The organism is Blautia sp. SC05B48 (assembly GCF_005848555.1).
GTDB lineage: Bacteria > Bacillota > Clostridia > Lachnospirales > Lachnospiraceae > Blautia_A.
Genome location: NZ_CP040518.1, coordinates 2962434 through 2984918, shown reverse-complemented (window position 1 = coordinate 2984918; position 22485 = coordinate 2962434). Strand labels below are relative to the sequence as shown.

Annotated in this window: 18 protein-coding genes; 1 reads left to right on the top strand and 17 read right to left on the bottom strand. The window is 44.1% G+C overall.

Annotated features, from left to right (window positions below; translation table 11 throughout):
* Window positions 1–65: 65 nt before the first annotated feature.
* The 11 genes from EYS05_RS13845 to EYS05_RS13795 form a co-directional block, all read right to left on the bottom strand.
* Window positions 66–860, bottom strand: coding sequence for a CPBP family intramembrane glutamic endopeptidase (locus EYS05_RS13845; RefSeq protein WP_243119117.1), 795 nt, complete (start codon window positions 858–860; stop codon window positions 66–68).
* Window positions 861–892: 32 nt separating this feature from the next.
* Window positions 893–1540 carry an HAD family hydrolase gene (locus tag EYS05_RS13840; protein ID WP_118063528.1) on the bottom strand — a complete coding sequence of 216 codons (648 nt, stop codon included), beginning with the start codon at window positions 1538–1540 and terminating at the stop codon, window positions 893–895.
* Between the two features lie 46 nt (window positions 1541–1586).
* Entirely contained in the window at window positions 1587–2495 is a 909-nt protein-coding gene (locus EYS05_RS13835) for a hypothetical protein (RefSeq protein ID WP_118623715.1), read from the bottom strand.
* Window positions 2473–3714 carry a serine/threonine protein kinase gene (locus tag EYS05_RS13830; RefSeq protein WP_243119116.1) on the bottom strand — a complete coding sequence of 414 codons (1242 nt, stop codon included), beginning with the start codon at window positions 3712–3714 and terminating at the stop codon, window positions 2473–2475. The genes EYS05_RS13835 and EYS05_RS13830 overlap by 23 nt, the downstream gene beginning before the upstream one ends.
* 275 nt (window positions 3715–3989) lie before the next feature.
* On the bottom strand, window positions 3990–5756 hold the full coding sequence (gene argS / locus EYS05_RS13825; protein WP_138277370.1) for an arginine--tRNA ligase: 1767 nt from the start codon (window positions 5754–5756) through the stop codon (window positions 3990–3992).
* A 39-nt stretch (window positions 5757–5795) separates the two neighbouring features.
* Entirely contained in the window at window positions 5796–6665 is an 870-nt protein-coding gene (locus EYS05_RS13820) for a DegV family protein (protein ID WP_118623709.1), read from the bottom strand.
* Between the two features lie 255 nt (window positions 6666–6920).
* The gene (ptsP, locus tag EYS05_RS13815) at window positions 6921–8537 is read right to left on the bottom strand and encodes a phosphoenolpyruvate--protein phosphotransferase (RefSeq protein WP_138277369.1); all 1617 of its coding nucleotides are present in this window, start codon (window positions 8535–8537) and stop codon (window positions 6921–6923) included.
* A 195-nt stretch (window positions 8538–8732) separates the two neighbouring features.
* Window positions 8733–9995 carry an ABC transporter permease gene (locus EYS05_RS13810; protein ID WP_138277368.1) on the bottom strand — a complete coding sequence of 421 codons (1263 nt, stop codon included), beginning with the start codon at window positions 9993–9995 and terminating at the stop codon, window positions 8733–8735.
* 17 nt (window positions 9996–10012) lie between these two features.
* A complete protein-coding gene (locus EYS05_RS13805) occupies window positions 10013–12094 on the bottom strand; it encodes a hypothetical protein (protein WP_138277367.1) in 2082 nt (693 codons plus the stop codon).
* Between the two features lie 4 nt (window positions 12095–12098).
* Complete coding sequence (locus tag EYS05_RS13800) at window positions 12099–12770, bottom strand: ABC transporter ATP-binding protein (RefSeq protein ID WP_015524653.1); 672 nt, start codon at window positions 12768–12770, stop codon at window positions 12099–12101.
* Window positions 12767–14209: an efflux RND transporter periplasmic adaptor subunit gene (locus EYS05_RS13795; protein WP_138277366.1), complete on the bottom strand. Its 1443-nt coding sequence runs from the start codon at window positions 14207–14209 to the stop codon at window positions 12767–12769. The genes EYS05_RS13800 and EYS05_RS13795 overlap by 4 nt, the downstream gene beginning before the upstream one ends.
* Before the next feature lie 444 nt (window positions 14210–14653).
* On the opposite strand from EYS05_RS13795, the gene EYS05_RS13790 reads away from it, so the two are divergent.
* Window positions 14654–15787 (top strand): hypothetical protein, encoded by a 1134-nt coding sequence (locus tag EYS05_RS13790; RefSeq protein WP_138277365.1) that lies wholly within the window; start codon window positions 14654–14656, stop codon window positions 15785–15787.
* Window positions 15788–15871: 84 nt separating this feature from the next.
* On the opposite strand, the gene EYS05_RS13785 is transcribed toward EYS05_RS13790, so the two are convergent.
* The 6 genes from EYS05_RS13785 to EYS05_RS13760 all read right to left on the bottom strand — a co-directional run bounded on the left by EYS05_RS13785 (window position 15872) and on the right by EYS05_RS13760 (window position 22484).
* A complete protein-coding gene (locus EYS05_RS13785; protein ID WP_173753132.1) occupies window positions 15872–16627 on the bottom strand; it encodes a sulfite exporter TauE/SafE family protein in 756 nt (251 codons plus the stop codon).
* Between the two features lie 6 nt (window positions 16628–16633).
* A complete protein-coding gene (gene aspS / locus EYS05_RS13780; protein WP_138277364.1) occupies window positions 16634–18433 on the bottom strand; it encodes an aspartate--tRNA ligase in 1800 nt (599 codons plus the stop codon).
* Window positions 18434–18510: 77 nt separating this feature from the next.
* Complete coding sequence (gene hisS, locus EYS05_RS13775) at window positions 18511–19764, bottom strand: histidine--tRNA ligase (RefSeq protein WP_118608503.1); 1254 nt, start codon at window positions 19762–19764, stop codon at window positions 18511–18513.
* A complete protein-coding gene (locus tag EYS05_RS13770; protein ID WP_306466225.1) occupies window positions 19697–20332 on the bottom strand; it encodes an HD-GYP domain-containing protein in 636 nt (211 codons plus the stop codon). Before EYS05_RS13770 ends, hisS begins: the two co-directional genes overlap by 68 nt.
* A gap of 21 nt (window positions 20333–20353) precedes the next feature.
* Complete coding sequence (gene hemZ, locus EYS05_RS13765) at window positions 20354–21907, bottom strand: coproporphyrinogen dehydrogenase HemZ (RefSeq protein ID WP_138277363.1); 1554 nt, start codon at window positions 21905–21907, stop codon at window positions 20354–20356.
* Complete coding sequence (locus tag EYS05_RS13760; RefSeq protein ID WP_118608501.1) at window positions 21855–22484, bottom strand: MBL fold metallo-hydrolase; 630 nt, start codon at window positions 22482–22484, stop codon at window positions 21855–21857. The genes hemZ and EYS05_RS13760 overlap by 53 nt, the downstream gene beginning before the upstream one ends.
* Between the last annotated feature and the right edge of the window lies 1 nt (window position 22485).

Sequence of the window (22485 nt, the reverse complement as noted above, 5' to 3'; positions counted from 1 at the left end):
AGCAAATATTCATCTATCACTCTGCCTGAGCCAGTAGCGAGCAGACATTCGTGATCCACATCGGATCAGACAGCCCGGTAGCCACGTTTTTCTCCCCGGCGTGCAAAATACTGATATCCTCCGACCATCGCTGCCGCAAAAACACCATATATCATCAGAAGGCTTCCTGCTCCGGCTTTTTCCACCAGAGTCTGGGCATATTCACTGAAAATAAGTATCCAGGTATTGGCTCCGATGTGCATCAGCACGCTGGTCCACTTATTACCGCCCATCTCCAGAAACCACGCAGAAATTCCTCCCAGAACAAACGCATACACAGCCTGCAGGACATTTCCGTGATAAATTCCGAAAAACGCCGCAGAGATCACAGCGGAAAACAGTACAGAAAAGTGATCCCGAAGTCGCAGATAGATCAGCCAGCGAAAGATCATTTCTTCCGCAACAGGCGCTATGATTCCCATCCAAAAGATCATCATAAATAAACTCTTTCCTGAGGTGATCTTCGTCATCGTCTCTCCATAGCTGGATGAGATCCAGTTCTGCAGGATTGCCACCAGCACATTGGCATATTGGGCAAATCCGGCTCCAGCTGCAAGAAGAAGCAGCATTTCAGGAATAGATAGCCGTTGTTCCTCAACGGAAGTCAAACCGCCGATCAGCCTTCCTATACGATCCTTTCGATAAAAATATACTGCCGGAAACATGACCAGCACTCCGGTAAGTCCGGTGATCACCAGCGTATAACTATAATACCTTTCCTGTACGTTGCCGACATGCCCTGCCAGCCAGAGAAGCACGGCACTTCCGAGGATCTGTCCGATAAGATAATGGATTCCTGCCGGATAAAGCTCCCTCCACACTATTTGAAAAATATTCTGTCTGTGCAGAGGGGTCAGACGAAAAAATTCAGAAGTTCATCTGCGGAAGCTACGATCTGAAGAGGCTGTGCCTTTTCCAGTTCTTCTCTGCTTCCATATCCGTAAGATACAGCCACACACTGGATCCCGCATCGTCTGGCTCCAAGAATGTCATGTTCTCTGTCACCCACCATGATCACCTGGTCACGGTGATCAGAAAGACTCATTCTTTCCAGAGCTTCCTCGATCACCTGGGATTTGGTTACTTTCGGTCCATTTAGATCCGTCCCGGCAATCACCTCAAAATACCGGCTCAGATTAAAATGGTCCATGATCTGTGTCACATAAAAGGTCGGTTTCGCAGACGCCACAGCCAGTCTGTAGCCACGACGTTTCAGTTCTGCCAGAGTGTTTTCCACGCCCGGATAAACAGTGTTCTCATACATTCCTTTTTCTGAATATCTCTCTCTGTAATATTCAATTCCCTTCTGCGCTGTCTCTTTATCAAATCCCGCATATTTCATAAACTGTTCCAGAAGCGGCGGACCCACAAAAACTTTCAGTGGCTCCAGATCCGGTGCTGAAACTCCAAGCTTCTCCAGTGCATACTGTACGGATTTCGTAATCCCCTCTCCGGATTCTGTTAGTGTTCCGTCAAGATCAAAAAAGATTGCCTTATACATAAATTCCTCCTATTGTATAAAATAATCAGCAAGTATGCCTATTGTATCACTGTTTTTCTGGTAAGTCCATGCTTTCATAGTACAGCTTACCGGATTTCACAAAACCCAGGAGTTCTGCTTTCCAGGAATTTCTGCTTTTTTTCGGTAATTCCGCCAGAAGCTTTTTTCCTTGCCAGTAAAAATCACATTCTTTTCCATTGATCCGAAATGAAAGGATCTGGAACGGAATATCCGGACTGATCTCTATCCGGATCCTGTTACCGTCTGTTTTCATTCGGATCACCGGTTTTTGCTCTTTTTCTCTTTTCTTATCCGGCGTTCCTGTTGGTTCTGTCTGATAGTAAGATAATGCCGGATTTTGCTTCTTCTCCCCCTTTGATGCATCTGTTGCTGACTTTCGAACTGGTTTTTGAGTCAACGTTACAGATGGACTTGCTGCCACTGTCTGTATAGGGATCGGTTGTTCAGTCAGTATTGGCAGTTTTGTTGGTATCGGCGTTTCCGTCAGTTTTTCCGCAGGCGTATCAGCTATATCTGCTTCTTCCGGAATATTTCCATTTTCCATAAGGCTTTCTTCCTGAGAACGTGCCTCATCTGTCTGAAAATCTAAATTCCATTGTGCAGACTCCTCCTGATCATTTTCTGATTCTGCCCAGGCAGCGGAATGCTCCTCAGTATTTCCTTCTTCTCTGTTCCAATTACTGTCATCACTTCCTTCTCCTGCATAGCTTTCTTCCCAGTCTTCCGGCAGCTGTCCGGTTCCTTCTCCCACATTCATATCAAATCCGCCGGTATCAAAACTGTCCATCCCTGACACATCAAATCCATAAACAGCATTAGAAGGAATCATCCAGCTGCATAAGACCACCAGAAACAAAACAATACAACAGATTCTCTCACTGGAGATTTCCGTTTCTTTTGGTTTTTGTTGATCACTTTCTCTTCTTTTTCTCATTGATCTCCTCCCAAAGCTTCAGATTTCTGCTCTCACTATCATCCAATAATTTTGCTTTTTCTTTCTTTTTATAATCTTCCCACAACTTTCTGCTGGCCTCTTTCTGACCGGTCCGAATAAGAAACATCCCATATTCTCCGTAGGCCACAGGATATTCTGCATCATACAGAAGAAGATTTTCATAATACAAAGCTGCTTTTTCCGGTTCATCCAAAAGCTCCGCATTACATGCCAGCAGCAGTTCAATACGACGCTGCTGCTCCTTTTCTCCATAATTTCTGTTTAACTTCTGCAGTTTCTTTTCTGCTTCAATACAGCACTTTTTCCGACCTTTTGAGTCTTCCGGATACTGTCTGGCTTCGTAATATAAATCTGTTACTTCTGAGATCACAATAGAAAACTCTTCCGGTTTCAGTGTTCCTGCTATCAAAAGCAGTGTTCCTATCAAAATCCCCGCAGCTACCGCTTCCAAAAATCGTTTTCTCCAGGTGATCGTCCGATATCTGTTTTCCAGCTTTTGGATTTTCTTCTGAACCACTGACATATCTGAATATCGGTATTTTTCCTGTTTTCTGGTACATCGGAACAGAAACCAGAAAAAATCCGGATATAAAATCCACTGCCATTTCTTTTTTCTGCAAAGTTTTTCCAGGGTCTTCCCCAGAGCATAAATATCACTTCCCGGTCTTAAGTAGCCCTGATACTGCTCCGGCGCCGCATAGCCTTTCGTTCCTTCACAAATCTGTTTTATTTTTCCATGATCGAACATGGCACTTCCAAGATCTATCAGATACAGATGCCCGGTTTCAGAAAACATAAGATTATCCGGTTTCAGATCCCCGTAACAGACCGGTGGCTTCCGACTGTGAAGATATTCCAATACTCTGGCAATCTCCTTTCCCAGAGCAAGGATTTCCCGTAAAGAAAACCGTTTCCCTGAACGGAGAAGTTCTCCCAGCGACTGACCCTTGATATATTCCATGATCAGATAACAGTACTCCCCTGTTTCCATATAATCGATAATCTTCGGTATTGCAGGATATTCCAGATACTGCATGAGTCTGGCTTCTTTTTTCTTTGCGATTGGTATCTCTTTCACTGCACGACAGATACCAAGCTCCATATCTTTTGCCAGATAAAGGCTTCCACCTCCGCCATGTCCAAGTTGTTCCACAATACAATAACGTTCTTTCAGAACATTTCCGATCAGACAGATCACCTTCCTCTCATTTCTGTCAGACAATATTTATGATTACATTTCTTATTGATTTGGGATAATCCGGTGAATTCCGGTTTGAAAAAAATCAGATAGCTTATAGTCAGGCAGAAATTCGTGATCTGCCCTCATTTAAGACGAGTTCTATTATAGCACATCCTGTTCCTTTTGCAAAGAACTTTCTATATAAAAAGTCCGCCGAATATAGCAGACAAAAAATGTCTCTTTATCCGGCGGTCTGTCATTATTTATAGTGTTTGTATCTGTAAAACTATACCTTACATACGATCCGGTGCAGAGAATCCAAGAAGATCGATGCTTGTCTCAAGTACTCTTCTTGTAAGCTGAAGCAGCTGAAGGAAGGATTCCTTCTGTGCCTGATTCTCTTCGCTTAAGATCTTAGTCTCATGGTAAAAGCTGTTAAATGCATTGGATACCTCATAGATATATGCACAGATCTTATGTGGTGCTTTTTCTTCAAAAGCGTTCTCAACCATTGCTGCAAAGCCGGAAAGCTGAAGCATCAGGTTCTTCTCACTGGCATTGACTGCCGGAAGGATCTTACCTGCACTTAAATCTCCTCCTTCCTGCACATAACGGTTCAGGATCGACTTAATACGAACGATAGTATAAAGGATATACGGACCTGTATTTCCCTCAAAGGATGTAAAGCGGTCAACATCAAAGATGTAATCCTTGGTCGCCTGGTTGGAAAGATCTCCGTATTTGATTGCGGAAAGTCCTACGATCTTGGCAGTATCCTTTGCATCTTTATCTTTTACACTGCGATTCTCCACGATCTTACGATACATTTCCTCATCAATATCTGCGATCAGGTTCTCCAGACGCATAACACCGCCTTCTCTTGTCTTAAACGGTTTACCGTCTTTTCCATTCATGGTACCGAAACCAAGGAAGGAAAGCTTGGTCTCCGGATTTACAAGACCAGTTTTTCTTGCGCAGCGGAATACCTGAATAAAATGCAGCTCCTGACGCTTGTCAACAACATAAAGGATCTCATCCGGCTGAAAAAGTTTCATACGCTCTACGATAGTAGCAAGATCTGTGGTTGTATAGAGAGAAGCTCCGTCTGATTTCAGAAGCATACATGGAGGGATCTCCTTGGTATCATTCTCTTCTTTTACATCTACAACAAGAGCGCCCTGATCCTCATAGGCAAATCCTCTCTTCTTCATATCCTCTACCATATCCGGGATGTACGGCTGTGCATCGGATTCTTTTTTCCAGAGGTCAAAGTCTACATTCAGGTTCGCGTAGTTTCTCTTCAGGTCTGTTACAGATACATTCATGATGTGGTTCCAGAGAGCCATGTATCCGGGTTTGCCCTGCTGAAGAAGATGGGTTGCCTCCAGTGCCTCATTACGGTAAGCCTCATCCTCTTTTGATTTCCCACTGGCACATGGATAGATTTCTTCCAGCTCGCTGATGGTAAACGGTGCCTCTGCCGGATATTCACCGGTAAAGCTGTCATCAAAATATACCAGCTCCGGTTTCCGGTGTTTCAGCTCGGTGATGATCAGTCCCATCTGAAGGCCCCAGTCTCCAAGATGTACATCACCGATCACCTTATGTCCTACAAAACGTCCGATACGCTTGATGCTCTCACCGATGATCGCAGAACGGAGATGTCCTACGTGAAGCGGCTTGGCAACGTTTGGTCCGCCATAGTCGATAATGATCGTCTTCGGATCCTTGGCAGTCTCAACAGAAAGCTTCTCATCCTCTGCCATCTTATTCATGTATTCTGCAACAAATTCCGGTTTCACATCCAGGTTGATAAATCCAGGCTTTACAACTTCTGCTCTGGAAAAGATCTGGCTGTCTGACAGCTGTGCTACCACATCATCAGCGATCATAAACGGTGCCTTGTGATATGCTTTGGCTCCTGCCATAGCACCGTTACACTGATACTCACATAAGTCTGGTCTGTTGGAAACAGTAACTTTTCCGTAGGATGGATCATAACCTGCTTTTTCAAATGCGGTGGAAAGTTCTTCCGCCATCTGTTCCATAATCTTTTTCATGTTTCAAACTCCTCATATCTTTATTTCTGTATTTTATGCTTATAATGTCACTTTTCTTGAACATGCGACTGCAAGGGCACCATAACCGATATGGCAGGCAACACTTAAGGAAAGGGGATCCATATGTATCTCCATTCCCGGAAATACCTCCTGGATCTCTTTTTTAAATTCTTCTGCTTCTTCCAGATTTCCTGCATAAGCAGCCTGAAGACACATCTCACCGTCGGATGCATATTCCTTAAAACGTGTTTCCCAATCATTCTTCATTGCCTTCAGCATGGCACGTTTGGCCTGCTTCTTGCCACGAACCTTAGCATAGGCATCCAGCTTCTCTCCCTGGATCTGAAGTACAGGCTTCAGATTCAGAACTGTTCCGATGGCTGCGGCTGCCGGTGTGATCCTGCCACCTTTTTTCAGATATTTCAAGGTGTCAAGTGTGATATAAATGCTGGAATCGAGTTTCTGATCCGTAAGGATCTTCTTGATCTCTGCGGCACTTTTTCCCGCCTCAGCAAGCATCTTAGCATCCATTACAGACTGTCTCTGTGTTACGGAAATCCGCTGATTGTCCACTACCTGAACACGACCATTATAATCAATAGCAAGTCCCATCGCAGTAGAACAGGATGCACTCAATCCGCTTGACATTGGAATGTGAATGATCTCTTCATAATCTCTCAGCAGTTTGTCCCACAGATCACAGAGATCAGCCGGACTTGGCTGAGATGTAGAGATTGGTTCATCCTTCTTAAGCTTCTCATAAAACTCTTCCTGAGTAAGAGTTACACCTTCAAGATACATTTTTTCATTAATATAAAACGGCATCGGGATCACATAAACGCCAAGCTCTTCTGCCTGTGCCTGTGTGATACCGCTGTTGCTGTCTGTTACAATGGCAATTTTGCCCATTCTTTCTCTCCTCCTGGTCTGTTATCTCACAGTTCAAAGAATTAATGCATCAGCCCCTGATGGACTAATTCTTTGAACTGCTGTAAAAAGCCATGATGTTAGTGTATCATATTTTTTTCTATACCACAATTGGAAATTTTCCATGAAAATCCCGCAGAATATTACCACTAAAAAACAGCTGCCATACAAATATTTATGCACAGCAGCTGTCACACTATTTATCAAAAATATCCTTATCTATTTATGATCTGTGTTTTATTTCATCTCTCTAACGATCTTTCGAACCGGAAGAACAAATGTCGGAGATACGGACAACTCGTCCAGTCCCATCTCTACAAATCTCTCAGTAAGTGTAGTATCTGCACCAAGCTCACCGCAGATTCCGGCCCAGATACCTTCTTTGTGTGCATTGTCCACAACCATCTGGATCATACGGAGAACTGCCTCATGATGGGAATCATAAATGTTGTCAAGCTTTGCATTCTGACGGTCAATAGCCAGTGTATACTGAGTCAGATCATTGGTTCCGATACTGAAGAAATCAACCTCTTTTGCAAGAAGATCACTGATCATAACCGCAGCCGGAGTCTCGATCATGATACCCTGCTCCACGTCATCACGGAACGGGATCCCCTGTTCCTTAAGCTCTGCTTTCACTTCTGCTACAATGGCCTTGATCTGCTTCACCTCTGTTACAGAGATGATCATCGGATACATGATGGAAATGTTTCCGAACATGCTTGCGCGGAAAAGTGCTCTCAGCTGTGTCTTAAATACTTCCGGACGGTCCAGGCAGATACGGATCGCACGATATCCCATTGCAGGGTTCTCCTCATGCGCCATATTAAAATAATCGATCTGCTTGTCTGCTCCGATATCCAGAGTACGAATGATAACTTTTTTGCCGGCCATATTCTGAGCTACAGTCTTGTAAACCTGGAACTGTTCTTCCTCTGTAGGATAATCTTCTTTCTCCAGGTATACGAACTCACTCCGGAAAAGTCCGATGCCTTCCGCATCATTGGCAAGTACATTCGCAACATCACCTGTACTTCCAATGTTGGCATAGAGGTGGAGCTTACGGCCGCTCTTGGTAACAGTTTCTTTACCTTTCAGTTCTTTGAGCATTGCACGCTGTGCAAGTTCATCGACACGCATATCCTCATATTTTTTAAGGGTCTCTGCATCCGGCTCAATGATCAGATTTCCGCTCTTTCCGTCTACGACTGCCATCTTACCGTCCATGGACTCATCGTATTCAATATTGATCAGCGCCGGAATATTCATGGTTCTCGCAAGAATCGCAGTATGTGAGTTAGAAGAGCCTTTTCTTGTGACAAAAGCAAGAACCTTGCTCTTATCCATCTGTACAGTCTCACTTGGTGCAAGATCCTCTGCAACTACGATCACCGGCTCGGATGCTTCAAGCTCTCCATCTCCATGGCCGGAAAGCACCCGTACCAGACGGTCTGAGATATCCTTCACATCAGCTGCTCTTGCTTTCATATAATCGTCGTCCATCTGTGCGAACATTGATGAGAAGTTATCACCAGTTGTTGCAACCGCATATTCTGCGTTTACAGATTCTGTACGGATAATGTTGTGAATGGAATCCAGATAGTCATCATCATCCAGCATCATCTGATGAACCTCAAAGATTGCCGCTCCGGACTCTCCAACTTCCTGAAGAGCCTTGTCATAAAGCTTCTGAAGTTGTGCCACAGCCTGCTCTCTGGCTGCCTCCACACGCTTTACCTCTTCTTCCGGATCCTCCACGTGAACACGTTTAACACTGGTGTCAACTTTCTGGAGGATTGAGATCTTACCGATCGCAATACCGGAAAATACAGATTTACCTTCCAAAACCTTCATGAAATTATCTCCTTCTGTTTTAATATTTGCCCACTTATGATGTATTATAGCACATGATCCTGAGATTCTGCTACGATTTTTTTGTTATCTCTGAAAAACCTGTAAAAACTCTATTTATACTTTCTTTTTTTGCCCTATATACAGCAAAAGTGACTAAATAAAGACCTCAGAGTTTCGTAAAACATGAAGGATACTTTATTCACTGCGAAGTGCATCGATCGGATTAAGATTAGACGCCTTTACAGATGGCAGTAATCCAAAGATGAGACCGATCAGCATGGAAAACACCACAGAGCCGATGATAGACGGAACGCTGATGGCTGTTGGTGCTCCGGACACCTGAGACACGATTTTTGACAGGATGATTCCAAGGATCACACCAATAATTCCTCCGATACTGGTCAGCACCGAAGCTTCCGTCAGAAACTGCCCCAGGATCACTTTTTTTCTTGCTCCGATAGCTTTTTTCAGTCCGATCTCACTAGTACGTTCTGTGACAGATACAAGCATGATATTCATAACACCGATACCACCAACAAGCAGGGAGATACTTGCAATCCAGATCAGCTGCTGATTGGTACTTTCGCTGAGCTTCTGGAGATTCTTGACCTTCTCCATAATGTCTTCCGCTTTATATTTAAAGTTCGATTTGTTTTTTTCATTCTGGATCCCTGTATTCAGAACATCCTCTGCTGCTTTTCCTACAGAACTCATATTATCTGTGCTGTCTGCACGGACTGTCACATTTTGCGGCTGATCAAATTTAAATGCAACAGGCCAGGTTGTATCCGGGATCATCACGCTTCCCATGATCGTCTGCGAATATTCCTCGTACTCAGAAATCGTATTGATCTTTGGCATGCTGTCCTCGCTCTGAGTGATCACGCCTACAATGATGTACGGTTCTGATCCCACCTCAATGGTTTTCCCTACAGGGCTCTCACTTCCGAAAATATTCTGTGCAGCATTGGAATCCACAAGGGCAACCTTTCGGTAGCTGTCATAATCTTTTTGTACAAATCCCCGACCGGACTGGACCAGGTATCCCTTCGTTTTCAGATAACTGCTGTCAATTCCGTACACGGTTCCGCCCTGAAAGCCAGTGTTTTTATAATAAACACTGGCAGACTGACTGCTGTAATAAAATGTAGAACTTATTACATGATCCAAGTCTCCGATCGCCGTTTTCTGGGAATCAGAAATAACCGGCGGTGTGGCCGAGCTTCCGTAAGAACCATAATCCATATCGTATGTACTGTCTCCGTCATAGAGCATAACCTGCACGGTATTGTTTCCGGACCCGATCAGATCTTCCTTGATCTGTTCACTGGTACCTTTGATCGTAGATACAATTGCAATAATAGATGCAATACCAATAATAATACCTAACATGGTCAGAAAGGATCTCATCTTATGTGACCATATTCCCTGAAAAGCCAGGCGTATATTTTCAAACATGAAATTTCTCCTTCCTGTTATTCATTGTACATATCATCCAAAGTCACTTCTTTTGTCTTGGCTCCTTCCTTCACGGCATCACCATATGGGAAAGCAAGAAGATCATCGGATTTCAGGCCTGAGGTTACAACTGCATAATATCCGCTGTTCACAATGCTTCCCACTGTGATCTGCTGCCTTTTCAGTGTTCCCTTCACGTCTTTGTATACATAGCTAGTTCCATTTTCCGTACGGATAAATGCCTTCATCACAACCAGACTGCCTTTGGCAAGTTTGTTTGACTTCAGAGATACTGTCACATAATCCTGGTCGGTAAACTGCAACGAACGATCTGTGATCTCTGCATTAAAGGTGTAATACGATACATTGGGATTAGAATCTCCACCATAATTAGTATTTGAAGAATTCACCGGGTAATCAGACACATTCAGTACCTTCGCCTCAAAGCTGCCGGAATTATAACTGGTACACTGAAGAAGTGTTCCCTCCTTCATCTGATCCAGCATCAGTTCGCTGACCGTTCCGGTAACATAAAAACCATCTTTGCTTTTTACTTTCAGAAAAGCATCTCCATTATAAGAACCTGTGACTTCATCTCCGATGTAAGCAACCGTTCCATCCAGTTTACTTGTTACCAGCTTGTTTTTTACTTTATTCTCCAGCTTGGTAATCTTCAGATTATTTTCCTCAATATCCAGTTTCAGACTTGCGATCTTGTTTTTCTGGATCTTGATCGCATCCTCTCTTGACATGGTCGTGCCATCAGTACCGTCATCTCCACCACCGCTGTCATCCGGTATCTCATCATCATTTTTGTCATATTTGGAAGCCTCATCCAGTGTAAATTCTGTTTCCGCATACATATATACCGGATTTTCAAGAAGACTTCCATCGATCAGATAATATCCTGTACAGGAAAGTGTTCTGTCCTGAAAATCCGCAATAGTATCATTCTTATGAAATTCCAGCTGGAACCAGCTGCCGCCTTTCCGGACCACTTTGGTCCCATCCTCACTGTATCCAGCCATTCTGTTAAAAAAAGATCCCATCACCGTAACTTTGCCTTTGGCACTGCTTACAAGAAAAACATAGGGATCTTCTTCCGTACCGGTTCCTGTAAACGGCTGAGAAGTATAGTCAAGTTTCTGATAAAACTCCGGTTCACCATCTGTGATCCCTGGAATTTCCGGTTCTGTTATATTGGGATCAGGAAGTTCATTGGGGCCCAGTGTGGGAGTCGGTGTCGGAGATACCATTGGGGTATCATCTTCTCCGGAACCCCAGTCCGTAGTCTCTCCGTCTGTAATATCATTGGCAGTAGGATCCTGATAAGTCGGATCCATGATCAGATCCTCATCGGATGCAGTTGTATCTTCTTCCATATCCGCTGTGTCATCTCCGGTCATCTGCTCTGTTTCACTATCCGTCGTTTCTCCGGACGGAATTTCTTCGGTAACTTTCTCTGCGGAATCTTCAATATCTCCTTCTGTATCTGTAAAGGCACTGAGAAGTAATGGCCTGGAAGAAGCCGCTGCAAGATAGCTGCTATCTGCAGTAGCCGCGGAACCGGTAGTTGACTGCATATCCTCGTCTCCGTCACTTCCGGAAGGTGTATCGGTATTTGTCATTTTTCCGTCACTTCCTGTATCACCACCTGTAAGATTCCGGTCCGTATCATCAGTACTGTCTGTATTGTCTTCGATGGGACCTCCATTCTGAAGACTTGTCAGACGGTTCTGTGCTTTGGTCAGATCCCGCTCCTGCTTCTGCAGTTTCAGCTTTGCAATATTCAGTTCCATCTCTACAAGTGTCATATCAAAGGAGATCAGATTATCGCCTTTTTTTACATCATCACCCTGGGATACATATATTTTCTCGATGATCATATCTTTATCCATATTTACATTTTGAGAAACATTTGTGGTGATGGTTCCATCCAGTGTTGTCTCCGAATACCAGTCAGTCTGAAGATTGCTGACGCTGGTTACCGGCACCTCTGTTACCTTGGATTCTTTCACATGCATAAGCCCTGTGTAGATTCCTCCGGCTGCCAATGCCGCAACCAGTACACCAACGATCACTCTCTTCACCACTTTCATTCTATCACCTCTTTTCCTGCAGCTCACCGTCACGGATCATAACAACCCGTTTGGCATGTGCCGCGATCTCCGGGTCATGTGTGATCATCAGCACAGAAACCCCCTCATCGTTCAGCTTCTGAAACAGTTCCATAACCTGTGCTCCCGATTTCGTATCCAGTGCCCCGGTAGGCTCATCTGCCAGCAAAAGCTTGGGGTTGTTTACGATTGCTCTTGCAATAGCCACTCTCTGCATCTGTCCTCCGGAAAGCTGGTTGGGCTTAAAATCTACCCTGTCAGCAAGTCCTACTCGCTCCAGAGCTTTCCGTGCGCGTTCCCTGCGCTCCTTTTTGGGAACCCTTGCATAATTCAGCGGCAGTTCCACATTTGTCAGCGCACTCTGTCTTGGAAGGAGATGAAAGCTCTGAAATACAAACCCGATCGTTTTCAGACGGATATCTGACATCTCATTCTCTGTACATTTGGCAATATCTTCTCCATTCAGGAGAAAAGTTCCCTTGGTAGGTTTGTCCAGGCATCCGATAATATTCATCAGCGTAGTCTTTCCGGAACCGGAAGGGCCCATGATCGCCACATATTCTCCCTCCTCCATGGAAAAATCTACATCTTTCAATACAGGTACAGTCATTTTCCCCTGTTGATAATCCTTATATATTCCTTTTAAATCCAAAATCATTCTGTCGGCGCTCCTTCCATCGGAACAAGGTCATCTCCCGAAGAAATATCGTCTGTCGCATCCATCATGTCACTGTCGCTCGCTCCATCTTCGATCATTTCAGGCTCTGAGCCATCACTTTCCGTGTATGCAGAATCATCAGAACTTTCATCATCCTCAGAATCATCCCACATAGCCGCTGTAGTCTGATCTGCAGTACCTTCTGCGACAGACATGCCTTCTTTCAGCTCATCTGTCGGAAATGCGATCTTATCTTTTTCAGAAAGTCCGTCTGCGATCTCATATTCCCCAAGATCTTCATCATACTGTCCTAATATGACATCTCTCTTCTCCAGCTTGTTCTGACCGTTTGCGATCCAAACATATGGGCTGTCTGTATCCGCATCCACGATAAAATAATCATTCAGCCAGATACCGGCCTTCTTCTCATCCTGTCCTTCATCCGGTTCAATATAAACATGCTGTCCCAGCATCAGACCCTCAGATGAATCCAGATTCACATAAAACGGATAGGTACTAGATGATGTCTGATCATCACTGGCACTGGACATTCCGAACATTGCCATATCCGAATTGCTGTTGCTGGTAGAATTATCCATGTCAACAGAACCCATGGTGCCCTTCCAGGTTTTTGAAGAATCCACTCTGGAACGGATGATCACAGGTGTCCCCTCTATGATCGAATCACGGTTTATTTCATTTACCGTTCCCTTTACACGATAAGCGCCTGTGCTCAGGATCGTGATAAATGCATTGCCGGAACCGTTTCCGGAACTGGAATCTGTGGAATCCGCCGTGCCTTCTGTTAACGTATCCTCCACGCCATTAGAATCATCACCACCCATCTTGGAGGTATCGATCTTCTGGATCACTCCATCGATCTCACTGCGCACCTCGGTATTCTGCGTTGCCTGGGAAAGCTTATCGATCTCTGCCTGTTTGCTTTTCTGATCATATTCATTCTTCTTGAGATTCATTTTCTGTGTTTCGATCTCTATTGTATAGGAAAGCTGATTATCCGCTGTAGCCTTCTTTTTCTCAGCTTCCAGTGTAGTGATCTGATCAGATATACTTAACTGTTCGTTTTTCAGACGGTCCAATGCCAGCTGTGCTTCCTGAAGACTCTGCTGGATACTTCCAAGATCATACTGAAAAAGAAGCTGCCCTTTCTTGACTTCCTGGCCGGTCTTTACCTGAACTTCTTTTACCTTTCGGCCGCTTTCGATCTTTATCTGAACCGTTTCCTGCGGTTCCACAACACCTGCATATCGGTTTTCCACTCCGGAATCCATTTCCGAAAGCTTACTTATCTTTGTTACATATACAATATCACTGCCTCCTGAGGACCCTGCATGATGTGTATAATAATACCATCCACCTGCTCCGATACCGGCTGCAAGTACAAGGACTCCAAGTGCGATCAAAATACGTTTTTTCATATCTGTCCCCTTTTCTCAGCATCATACTGAAACTATCTGTTGCTTCAAACATCATAGCAGATTCACCCTGAAAAGAAAAGTCCCTGAAGAAAACGATGTAGATTTCACAGATTTTTCATAAAAAAAAGTCTCCTTCGTGGCCAGGAGACTTTTTTATGTAATAATGATTATTTAACTGTTACTTTAACTGTCCTTGTTACAGTCTTGTGATTAGCCAGCTTAACAGTAACTTTTACAGTATATTTGCATTTTTCAGAATTTTTTTACTAGGTTTTACAGTTAATATCGGATATTGGTTTGTTCCGAGCAGAACCATAACTGCAAGCATAATAACTGCAAATTTTTTTCATTTTTCTTGATTTCTCCATTTTTGCGATATTTTGACTTTCAGTGCTTTATCTGCTAGAATATTATCATATAACTTTTTTGAAAGGAAAGAACAATATGAAGACAGTGAAACATCTGCTGGCTTTCTTGATGACCATTCTTCTTGCAGTTTTTTTATGTGGTTGCTCCCAGTCGGCCAAAGATCATGCAGAAAAGGCAATCAAAAAAGATCTGGATCTTCTTAAAAATCTGGACTCTGAAACAACCATGCAGTACATATCCTATCAGGAACTGTTTCCGGATTCTGATGACAGCACAGAGCTTTCTGCTGATATAAAGGAAGTATTTTCTCTCTTCTTTCAGAATTTCAATTACAAAATCCTGGGTATATCCGTTGATAGTGACGGAAAAAATGCTTCTGCGCAGCTTAAGCTTACTACTCTGGACGCTGAGACTCTTGCCAGTGATTTTGTTTCTGCAAGCCTTCAGGAAGAAATACTGGAAACCGCCTCCGGTAAAGAAAATGATAATGGGAATTCCCTGGAGCAGCGTTATCTGCTCCTGTACAAGCTTCTCAAGAATAACACGTACAGTTCTGTAGAACGTAATACTTCCATCCAGCTAAACAATCTTGGATCTTCTTCAGAACCTGACTGGGAGATCACGCACAGCTCCTCTCTCGAAAATGAGCTGGTCGGTGGCCTTATCACCTATCTGTCCGATCCTGATCTTGTGCCGCCTGCCGAAACGCTTACCGTCTATCTGAAAACACTTCAGGAGATGGATGTACAGCAGATGGCTAATTATCTGGGGCTGGATTCCATTCTGAACACTTCAGATTCGGCAAAAAATGCCATTGCTTCTGCCCTTATGGAACAGTTTCACTCCTGTTTTAACTACAAAATATCAAGCACCTCTGTTTCCGGATATCTTGCTGAGGTGGATGCAGAGCTCACCACATTTGACAGTGATTCCATTCTTACACAATACGAAAAAGAATTGAATACTTATCTGGCTTCTGCTGATGCAGTGATCGATGGTTCCCAGAAGCGTTACAACAAATCACATGAACTGCTTCTGGACAGTATCAGAAATAATCAGGCAACCATAACTGCTACTGCTACCTTCCATCTCATAAATGATGGTGCATCCTGGAAGCTTGAGAATGCCGGTACCGAACTTGGCAATGCTATCTTCGGGACACTTACCGCTTCACCGGTTCCTGAAGATTCTGCCGAAGATAACGAATAAAGGATAAAAGCAAGAAAACCCGTGAATATCTGCTTTCTCTGACAGGAAAGCGTGATCTTCACGGGTTTTTTATATTCTTCTTTTTTATATTCCGGATATGATCTTTATAAAAAGCAATGCAAGGACTATAAGAATAATAGGCCGTATGATCCGGCTTCCGTTTTTCATCACCATACCTGCACCGGTATAATGTCCTGCGATCGAGAACACTGACGCTGCAATTCCAAGCATGATCACAATCTTTCCGCTGAGCAGAAACACAACAAGAGCCGCTACATTGGAAGAGAGGTTGGTAACCTTCATGGTACCGGAAGCTTTTGCCACACTCATTTTTCCCAATCCTGTAAACAAAAGCAAGAGAAAAGTTCCTGTTCCTGGTCCATAAAAGCCATCGTAGCATCCTACAGCAAGAGAGCATACGGCACAGAGCAGGATCTGTTTTTTTCTGGCGATCTCGCCACCCTTCTCATCCATATTTTTCTTGCGCAGCACATAAAAAGCAACCACCGGAAGAACCGGGATCAGCATATAACGCAGGAGTTTATCACTGGCTATAAGAGCAAGGTGAGCTCCTATGGAAGATCCCAGGAGTGCCATTGGAATACATGGAAGCACCAAGAACCAGTCCACAAATTTATTTTTGCACAAACGGACAGTTGAGATCAATGTTCCTGTTGCTGATGACAGCTTGTTGGTGGCAACAGCATTATGTACAGGAACTCCGGCCAAAAGATAAGCAGGCAGGGAGATCAGTCCTCCCCCGCCTGCTACAGCATCTACAAATCCGGCAAGAAATACAAGTGGACAAACGATCAGAAATGTATATATTGTCGGCTGCATGATCTTTTATTCTTCCTCTTCTTTCTGCGGCTCAAGGTCAAGTCCCAGCTCATGAAGCTGCGCCTCACTTACCTGGCTAGGGGACTGAGTCATCAGACAGGATGCATCCTTAACCTTCGGGAATGCAATAACATCACGGATCGTATCTGCCTTTGCCATAAGCATAACAAGTCTGTCAAGGCCATATGCAAGTCCTGCGTGTGGCGGAACTCCATATTTGAAGGCATCCAGAAGGAATCCGAACTGCTCATGTGCAGCTTCTTTTGTGAAGCCAAGTGCCTCAAACATTCTTTCCTGAATATCATCCTGATGGATACGCACGCTGCCGCCGCCAATCTCATTTCCGTTAAGAACGATGTCGTATGCTTTTGCGCGAACCTTTCCCGGATCTGTGTCAAGAAGCGGAAGATCCTCCTCCATAAGCATGGTGAACGGATGGTGCATTGCTGTAAAACGATTCTCCTCCTCACTCCACTCAAGAAGCGGGAACTCTGTTACCCATACGAAACGATACTCATTTTTGTCTAAAAGATCCATCTGTTTTGCAAGCTCAAGACGGAGTGCTCCCAGTACATCGTATACCAATTTTGTCTTATCTGCTGCGAAAAGAAGAAGATCTCCCGGCTTACCGTCCATAGCTTTTACAAGAGCATCCATCTCTTCATCTGTCATAAACTTGGCGAAAGAAGACTTTCTGGTTCCGTCCTCTGCAATGGCAATGTATGCAAGACCTTTTGCACCATAACCTTTTACGAACTCAACAAGCTTATCAATCTTCTTTCTCGGCATTGCGCCCTGACCTTCTGCATTGATACCACGAACACTTCCGCCGTTCTCAAGCGCACCTGTGAACACACCAAATTCGCAGTCTTTTACGATATCACTGACATCATGAAGTTCCATACCGAAACGCATATCCGGCTTGTCGGAACCAAAACGATCCATAGCTTCCTGCCAGGTAATTCTCTGGATTGGAAGTTTTACATCGATATCCAGGACTTCTTTGAACAGGAATGCAAGATATCTCTCGTTAACATCGATAACATCGTCTACATCAACAAAGGAAAGCTCCATATCAATCTGTGTGAACTCCGGCTGACGGTCAGCACGAAGGTCCTCATCACGGAAACATCTTGCGATCTGGATATAACGATCAAATCCGGAGCACATCAGAAGCTGCTTGTACAGCTGCGGAGACTGTGGAAGGCCATAGAAGCTTCCCGGATGAACACGTGATGGTACCAGATAGTCTCTGGCTCCCTCAGGAGTACTCTTTCCAAGCATCGGTGTCTCGATCTCAAGAAATCCCTCTTCTGTAAAGAACTGTCTTGTAAGCTGGGCAACCTTGCTCTTCATCATGATATTTCTCTGAAGATCCGGTCTTCTTAAATCAAGATAACGATATTTAAGGCGAATCTCATCTTTTGTCTTGCTATTCTCTTCGATCGGGAATGGAGGAACATCTGCCTCAGCAAGGACACGGAGGGATTTTACACGAAGCTCGATCTCGCCAGTTGCAAGATTCTCGTTTACTGCTCCTCCACGTTTCTCTACGGTACCGGTTACAGCAATAACAAACTCACTACGCAGTTTACCGGCTTTTGTAAAACCTTCCTCGTCAATGCTGCCATTCTCAAAAATCAGCTGCATGATCCCGGAACGGTCACGAAGGTCTACAAATACAAGACCTCCTTTATTTCTGGCTTTTGCCACCCATCCCATTAATGTTACTTCTTTTCCGACCATCTCTGTGGTCACTTCTGCACATCGGCAGGTTCTGTGCAGTCCCTGCATGCTTTCAGCCATCTCTTTATCCTCCTCTGACTATTTTTTCATAGTCATTTTAATTTACTCTGCTATCTCCGTTTTCAGACGGGGCAGTTTCAGTCTCTGTTGAAAAATTCTACATACTCTGTATAACCATCTGCTGCCAGCTGGTCTTTCTGGAATTTTTTGTTCTTTTTCATGATAGAGATATTGATCTGTGTACCTGCACTTCTTTCCTCAGTTGCCTGTTTCAGGATGTTCAGAAGCTTGTCTGCCGGCATGTTCTTCTCGATCAGATATGCTTTCTTGCCATTCTTGGTTGGAATCTCATAGCCTCTCTCAAGAAGCAGCATAACGATTCTCTCAAATCCAATGGAGAAACCACAGGCACAGGTATTATTTCCTGTAAATTTACCGATCATCTCATCGTAACGTCCGCCTCCACCGACGCTTCCGCCGAACTCATCCATGGAAATCTCAAAGATCGGACCTGTGTAATAGGACATTCCACGTACCAGTGTAGGGTCAAAGGACATTTTGAAGTCTGCTGTTTTTACAGATTCTACAGTATTGATGATAGTTTCAAGATCCTCTGCAATACCCGCATCCAGAACATCAGAAAGTTTTTCTTTAATATAACGGACACCCTCAACATCGTTGGTGATCTCACGGAAAAGTCCAAGATAAGTGTCAATACTCTCTTTAGCAAAGCCCTCTTTCTCAAGCTCCTCTGCAACTCCCTCGATGCCGATCTTATCCATCTTGTCAAGAATAATAAAGACAGTATCAAAGCTCTCTGTCGGGAATCCGCTGTACTGAGCCATTGCCTTCAGGATTCTTCTGTCATTGATACGGATAGTAAAGTTATGGAAATCCAGTTTTCCAAGAAGTGTTGTTGTTGCAAGTACAAGCTCGATCTCGGCAAGATAGGTCGGCTCACCCAGGATATCGATATCACACTGCATAAACTGACGGAAACGACCTCTCTGCGGACGGTCAGCTCTCCATACATTTCCCATCTGAAGTGCCTTAAACGGAGCCGGAAGCTCGTTTGCATTATTGGAATAATATCTGGAAAGCGGTACGGTCAGATCATAACGAAGTCCGGAATCTGTCAGATCATTCTCTGTTTTTGCAGTATCCAGTTTCAGTTTCTCGCCTCTCTTCATGATCTTGAAGATCAGCTTTTCATTTTCACCGCCCTGCTTGCTGCAGAGATTCTCAATATGTTCTACACAGGGAGTCTCAATCGCGGAAAAACCAAAGGTTCCATACGTCTCTCTGATCATATTCATCACATAGTTACGGATTGCCATTTCCTTCGGTAAAATGTCCTTCATTCCTGTAACCGGTTTCTTTTTTAATGCCATAGTTTCCTCCTTTATGAATCACCCTCTGAAATGCAAGAAACACCTGCATGTCAAAGTTTTTAATCTCATCGATCATCAGTCTTAAAACTTCATCTTTTTCCAGAGCTTTCCGATATGGTCTGTCCATACTCAAAGCCGCATATACATCACATACTCTCAGTATCCTTGCACCCATAGGGATATCCTTTCCGCTTCTGTTGCTGGGATAACCGCTGCCATCAAAATTCTCATGATGATAAAGAATACTTTCCAGAACATAATCGGAATATCCCTGGTCTTTCAGGATCTCATAACCTAATGTGGAGTGCATGCGGACATATTTCAGTTCTTCAATGACCATCGGATTCTGCTCTTGGCCATTAATGTATCCTTCCAGCTTCAGCTTGCCTATATCATGGAGCATTCCGGCAATAGCCAGCTGATAGCATTCTTTCTCACCAAGACCAAGCTCCTTTGCCACATCATAGGCAAGGTTACTGACAACAGTTCCATGTTTCAGCTCTGCGGAAAGATCCATTTCCAGGATCCGGTCCTGCGTAGTTTCACTTATCTTCTGTACGCTTTTCAAGGATCCGTCTCTCCTTTCCGTCTACAGCCATTTTGCAATGCCCTCGCGTTTTCTCTCGATCATTTCATCGATACGTGTGATATAATTGACAACATCCTTCACATTCTCCACACGCTCAATGCGCTGTCCGTGATCAAACACAAGCTTGGAGGAACCACCTGCACCCAGTGCGATGATCGGCTGCTTTTCCTCCATAATCAGTATATTGTAAATCCCTGCTTTGTCAACCTCAGAATACCCGACATTCTCAAAATTCCCCTTCATATTCTTCTGTCTGTACAGATAATAAGGGCCCATTCCCATCTCGTAGGCAGTTTTCATAGTCAGATTCATGATCTCCTGATTGTTTTCAAAGGTCATCTCTTGGTATTTATCACGGAAAATATTCAGTCTTGCCGCACGCTTTACAGCAAGAGAATGTACGGTCAGGCTGTCCGGCCCGAGATTTTTCACCTCATCCAGTGTATGCTGCACTTTTGTGATATCTTCACCGGGAAGACCCACGATCAGATCCATATTGATATTGTCGAATCCGGCTTTTCTTGCCAGATGAAACGCATTCTTTGTCTGTTCTACTGTATGACGTCTACCAATGATATCCAGGGTTTCCTGATTCATGGTCTGTGGATTTACGGAAATCCTGGTAACCGGAAACTCCCGGATCGCCTGAAGCTTTTCCAAGGTTATACTGTCCGGTCTTCCTGCCTCAACCGTAAATTCTTCCAGCTCCTCACAGGGAAAATATTCTGTGATCGCGCCAAGAAGTCTCCGAAGCTGTTCCGGTTCCAACGTGGTAGGTGTTCCCCCGCCGATATAGACCGTATCCAGCTTCCGGTTTTTCATCATCCCGGAAACAGCCTGGATTTCCTTTACCAAAGCGTCCAGATACGCTTCTACATATTTACGCCATCTCTCCAGCGGATAGGAACTGAATGAACAGTACAGACAGATACTCGGACAGAAAGGAATGCCAACATAAAGGCTGTAACCGTTTTCATAATCAATGTTTTTCAGGATATCCCTCTCACGATTTGCGATGGTAACCGCAAGAGCTGTTTTCTCCGGACTTACCAGATACTGATCTCTCATATATCTGGCGATCTCCGTATTTTTCATTCCGGACTCCAGCATTCCCATAGCCATTTTCACAGGACGGATGCCTGTAAGATTCCCCCATGGAAGTTTCTTGCCTGTAGCTTTGGAAAGCATCTGATACAGGGCGTATTTGATCGCGTCTTTATTTTTCCTGCGGATATCATGGGCATCATTGCAAGAAATAAGGGCATCCGAAGCTTCTCCACTGGATTGCCCTTCTATCACAGCCCCATGAGCTGTTTTTTTCTCTATTCCGTTGTTGTAACTGATGGTATACCCTTCTTCATCACGTGAAACCCGGAAGCGGATATCATAATCCGCATCATCCTCTTCATAAAGAGAAATGATCTCATTCCCGGGATAAAACGCTTTGATCAGCTCATACACATCATGCTCAAAATCTCTGTTCTGAAACAAAATTCCAATCTTATACAAATGGATTATACCTCTTTTCGTAACCAATTGTTGTGGATGCGTCATGCCCCGGAAATACTTCTGTATCCTCCGGCAAAGTATCCACAAGCTTGTGAAGGCTTCTTACGATCTCAGCAGAACTTCCGCCAGGAAAATCGGTTCTTCCCACAGAGCCGCAAAACAATGTATCTCCGCTGAAAAGCACACCCTCTTCTTTGATATAATAGCAGCAACTTCCTTTGGTATGTCCCGGTGTGTGGAACATCTGGATGGAAAATCCGGCCGCTTCGAAGATCTGCCCGTCATCCAGAAGGACATCCGGCTTAATTGAACAGGCACTTCCATAAACAGCAGTCATATTTATCGTGGGCTCTGCCAGCATTGCTTCTTCCTGCCTGCATGCATAAACCGGAATCTGATATTTTTCCTTCACTTTCTTTACAGCCATGATGTGATCAAAATGACCATGTGTCAGAAGGATTCCCACCGGTTTTCCCTGCATAAGAGATACTTTCTGAAAAACTTTTTCTGCATAGTCTCCCGGATCTACGATCAGCAGTTCTCCGGTCTCTTTATTTTTCAAAAAATAGCAGTTGGTAAACACCTGGCCCAGCACACACTGCTGCATTTCAAGTTTACTCATA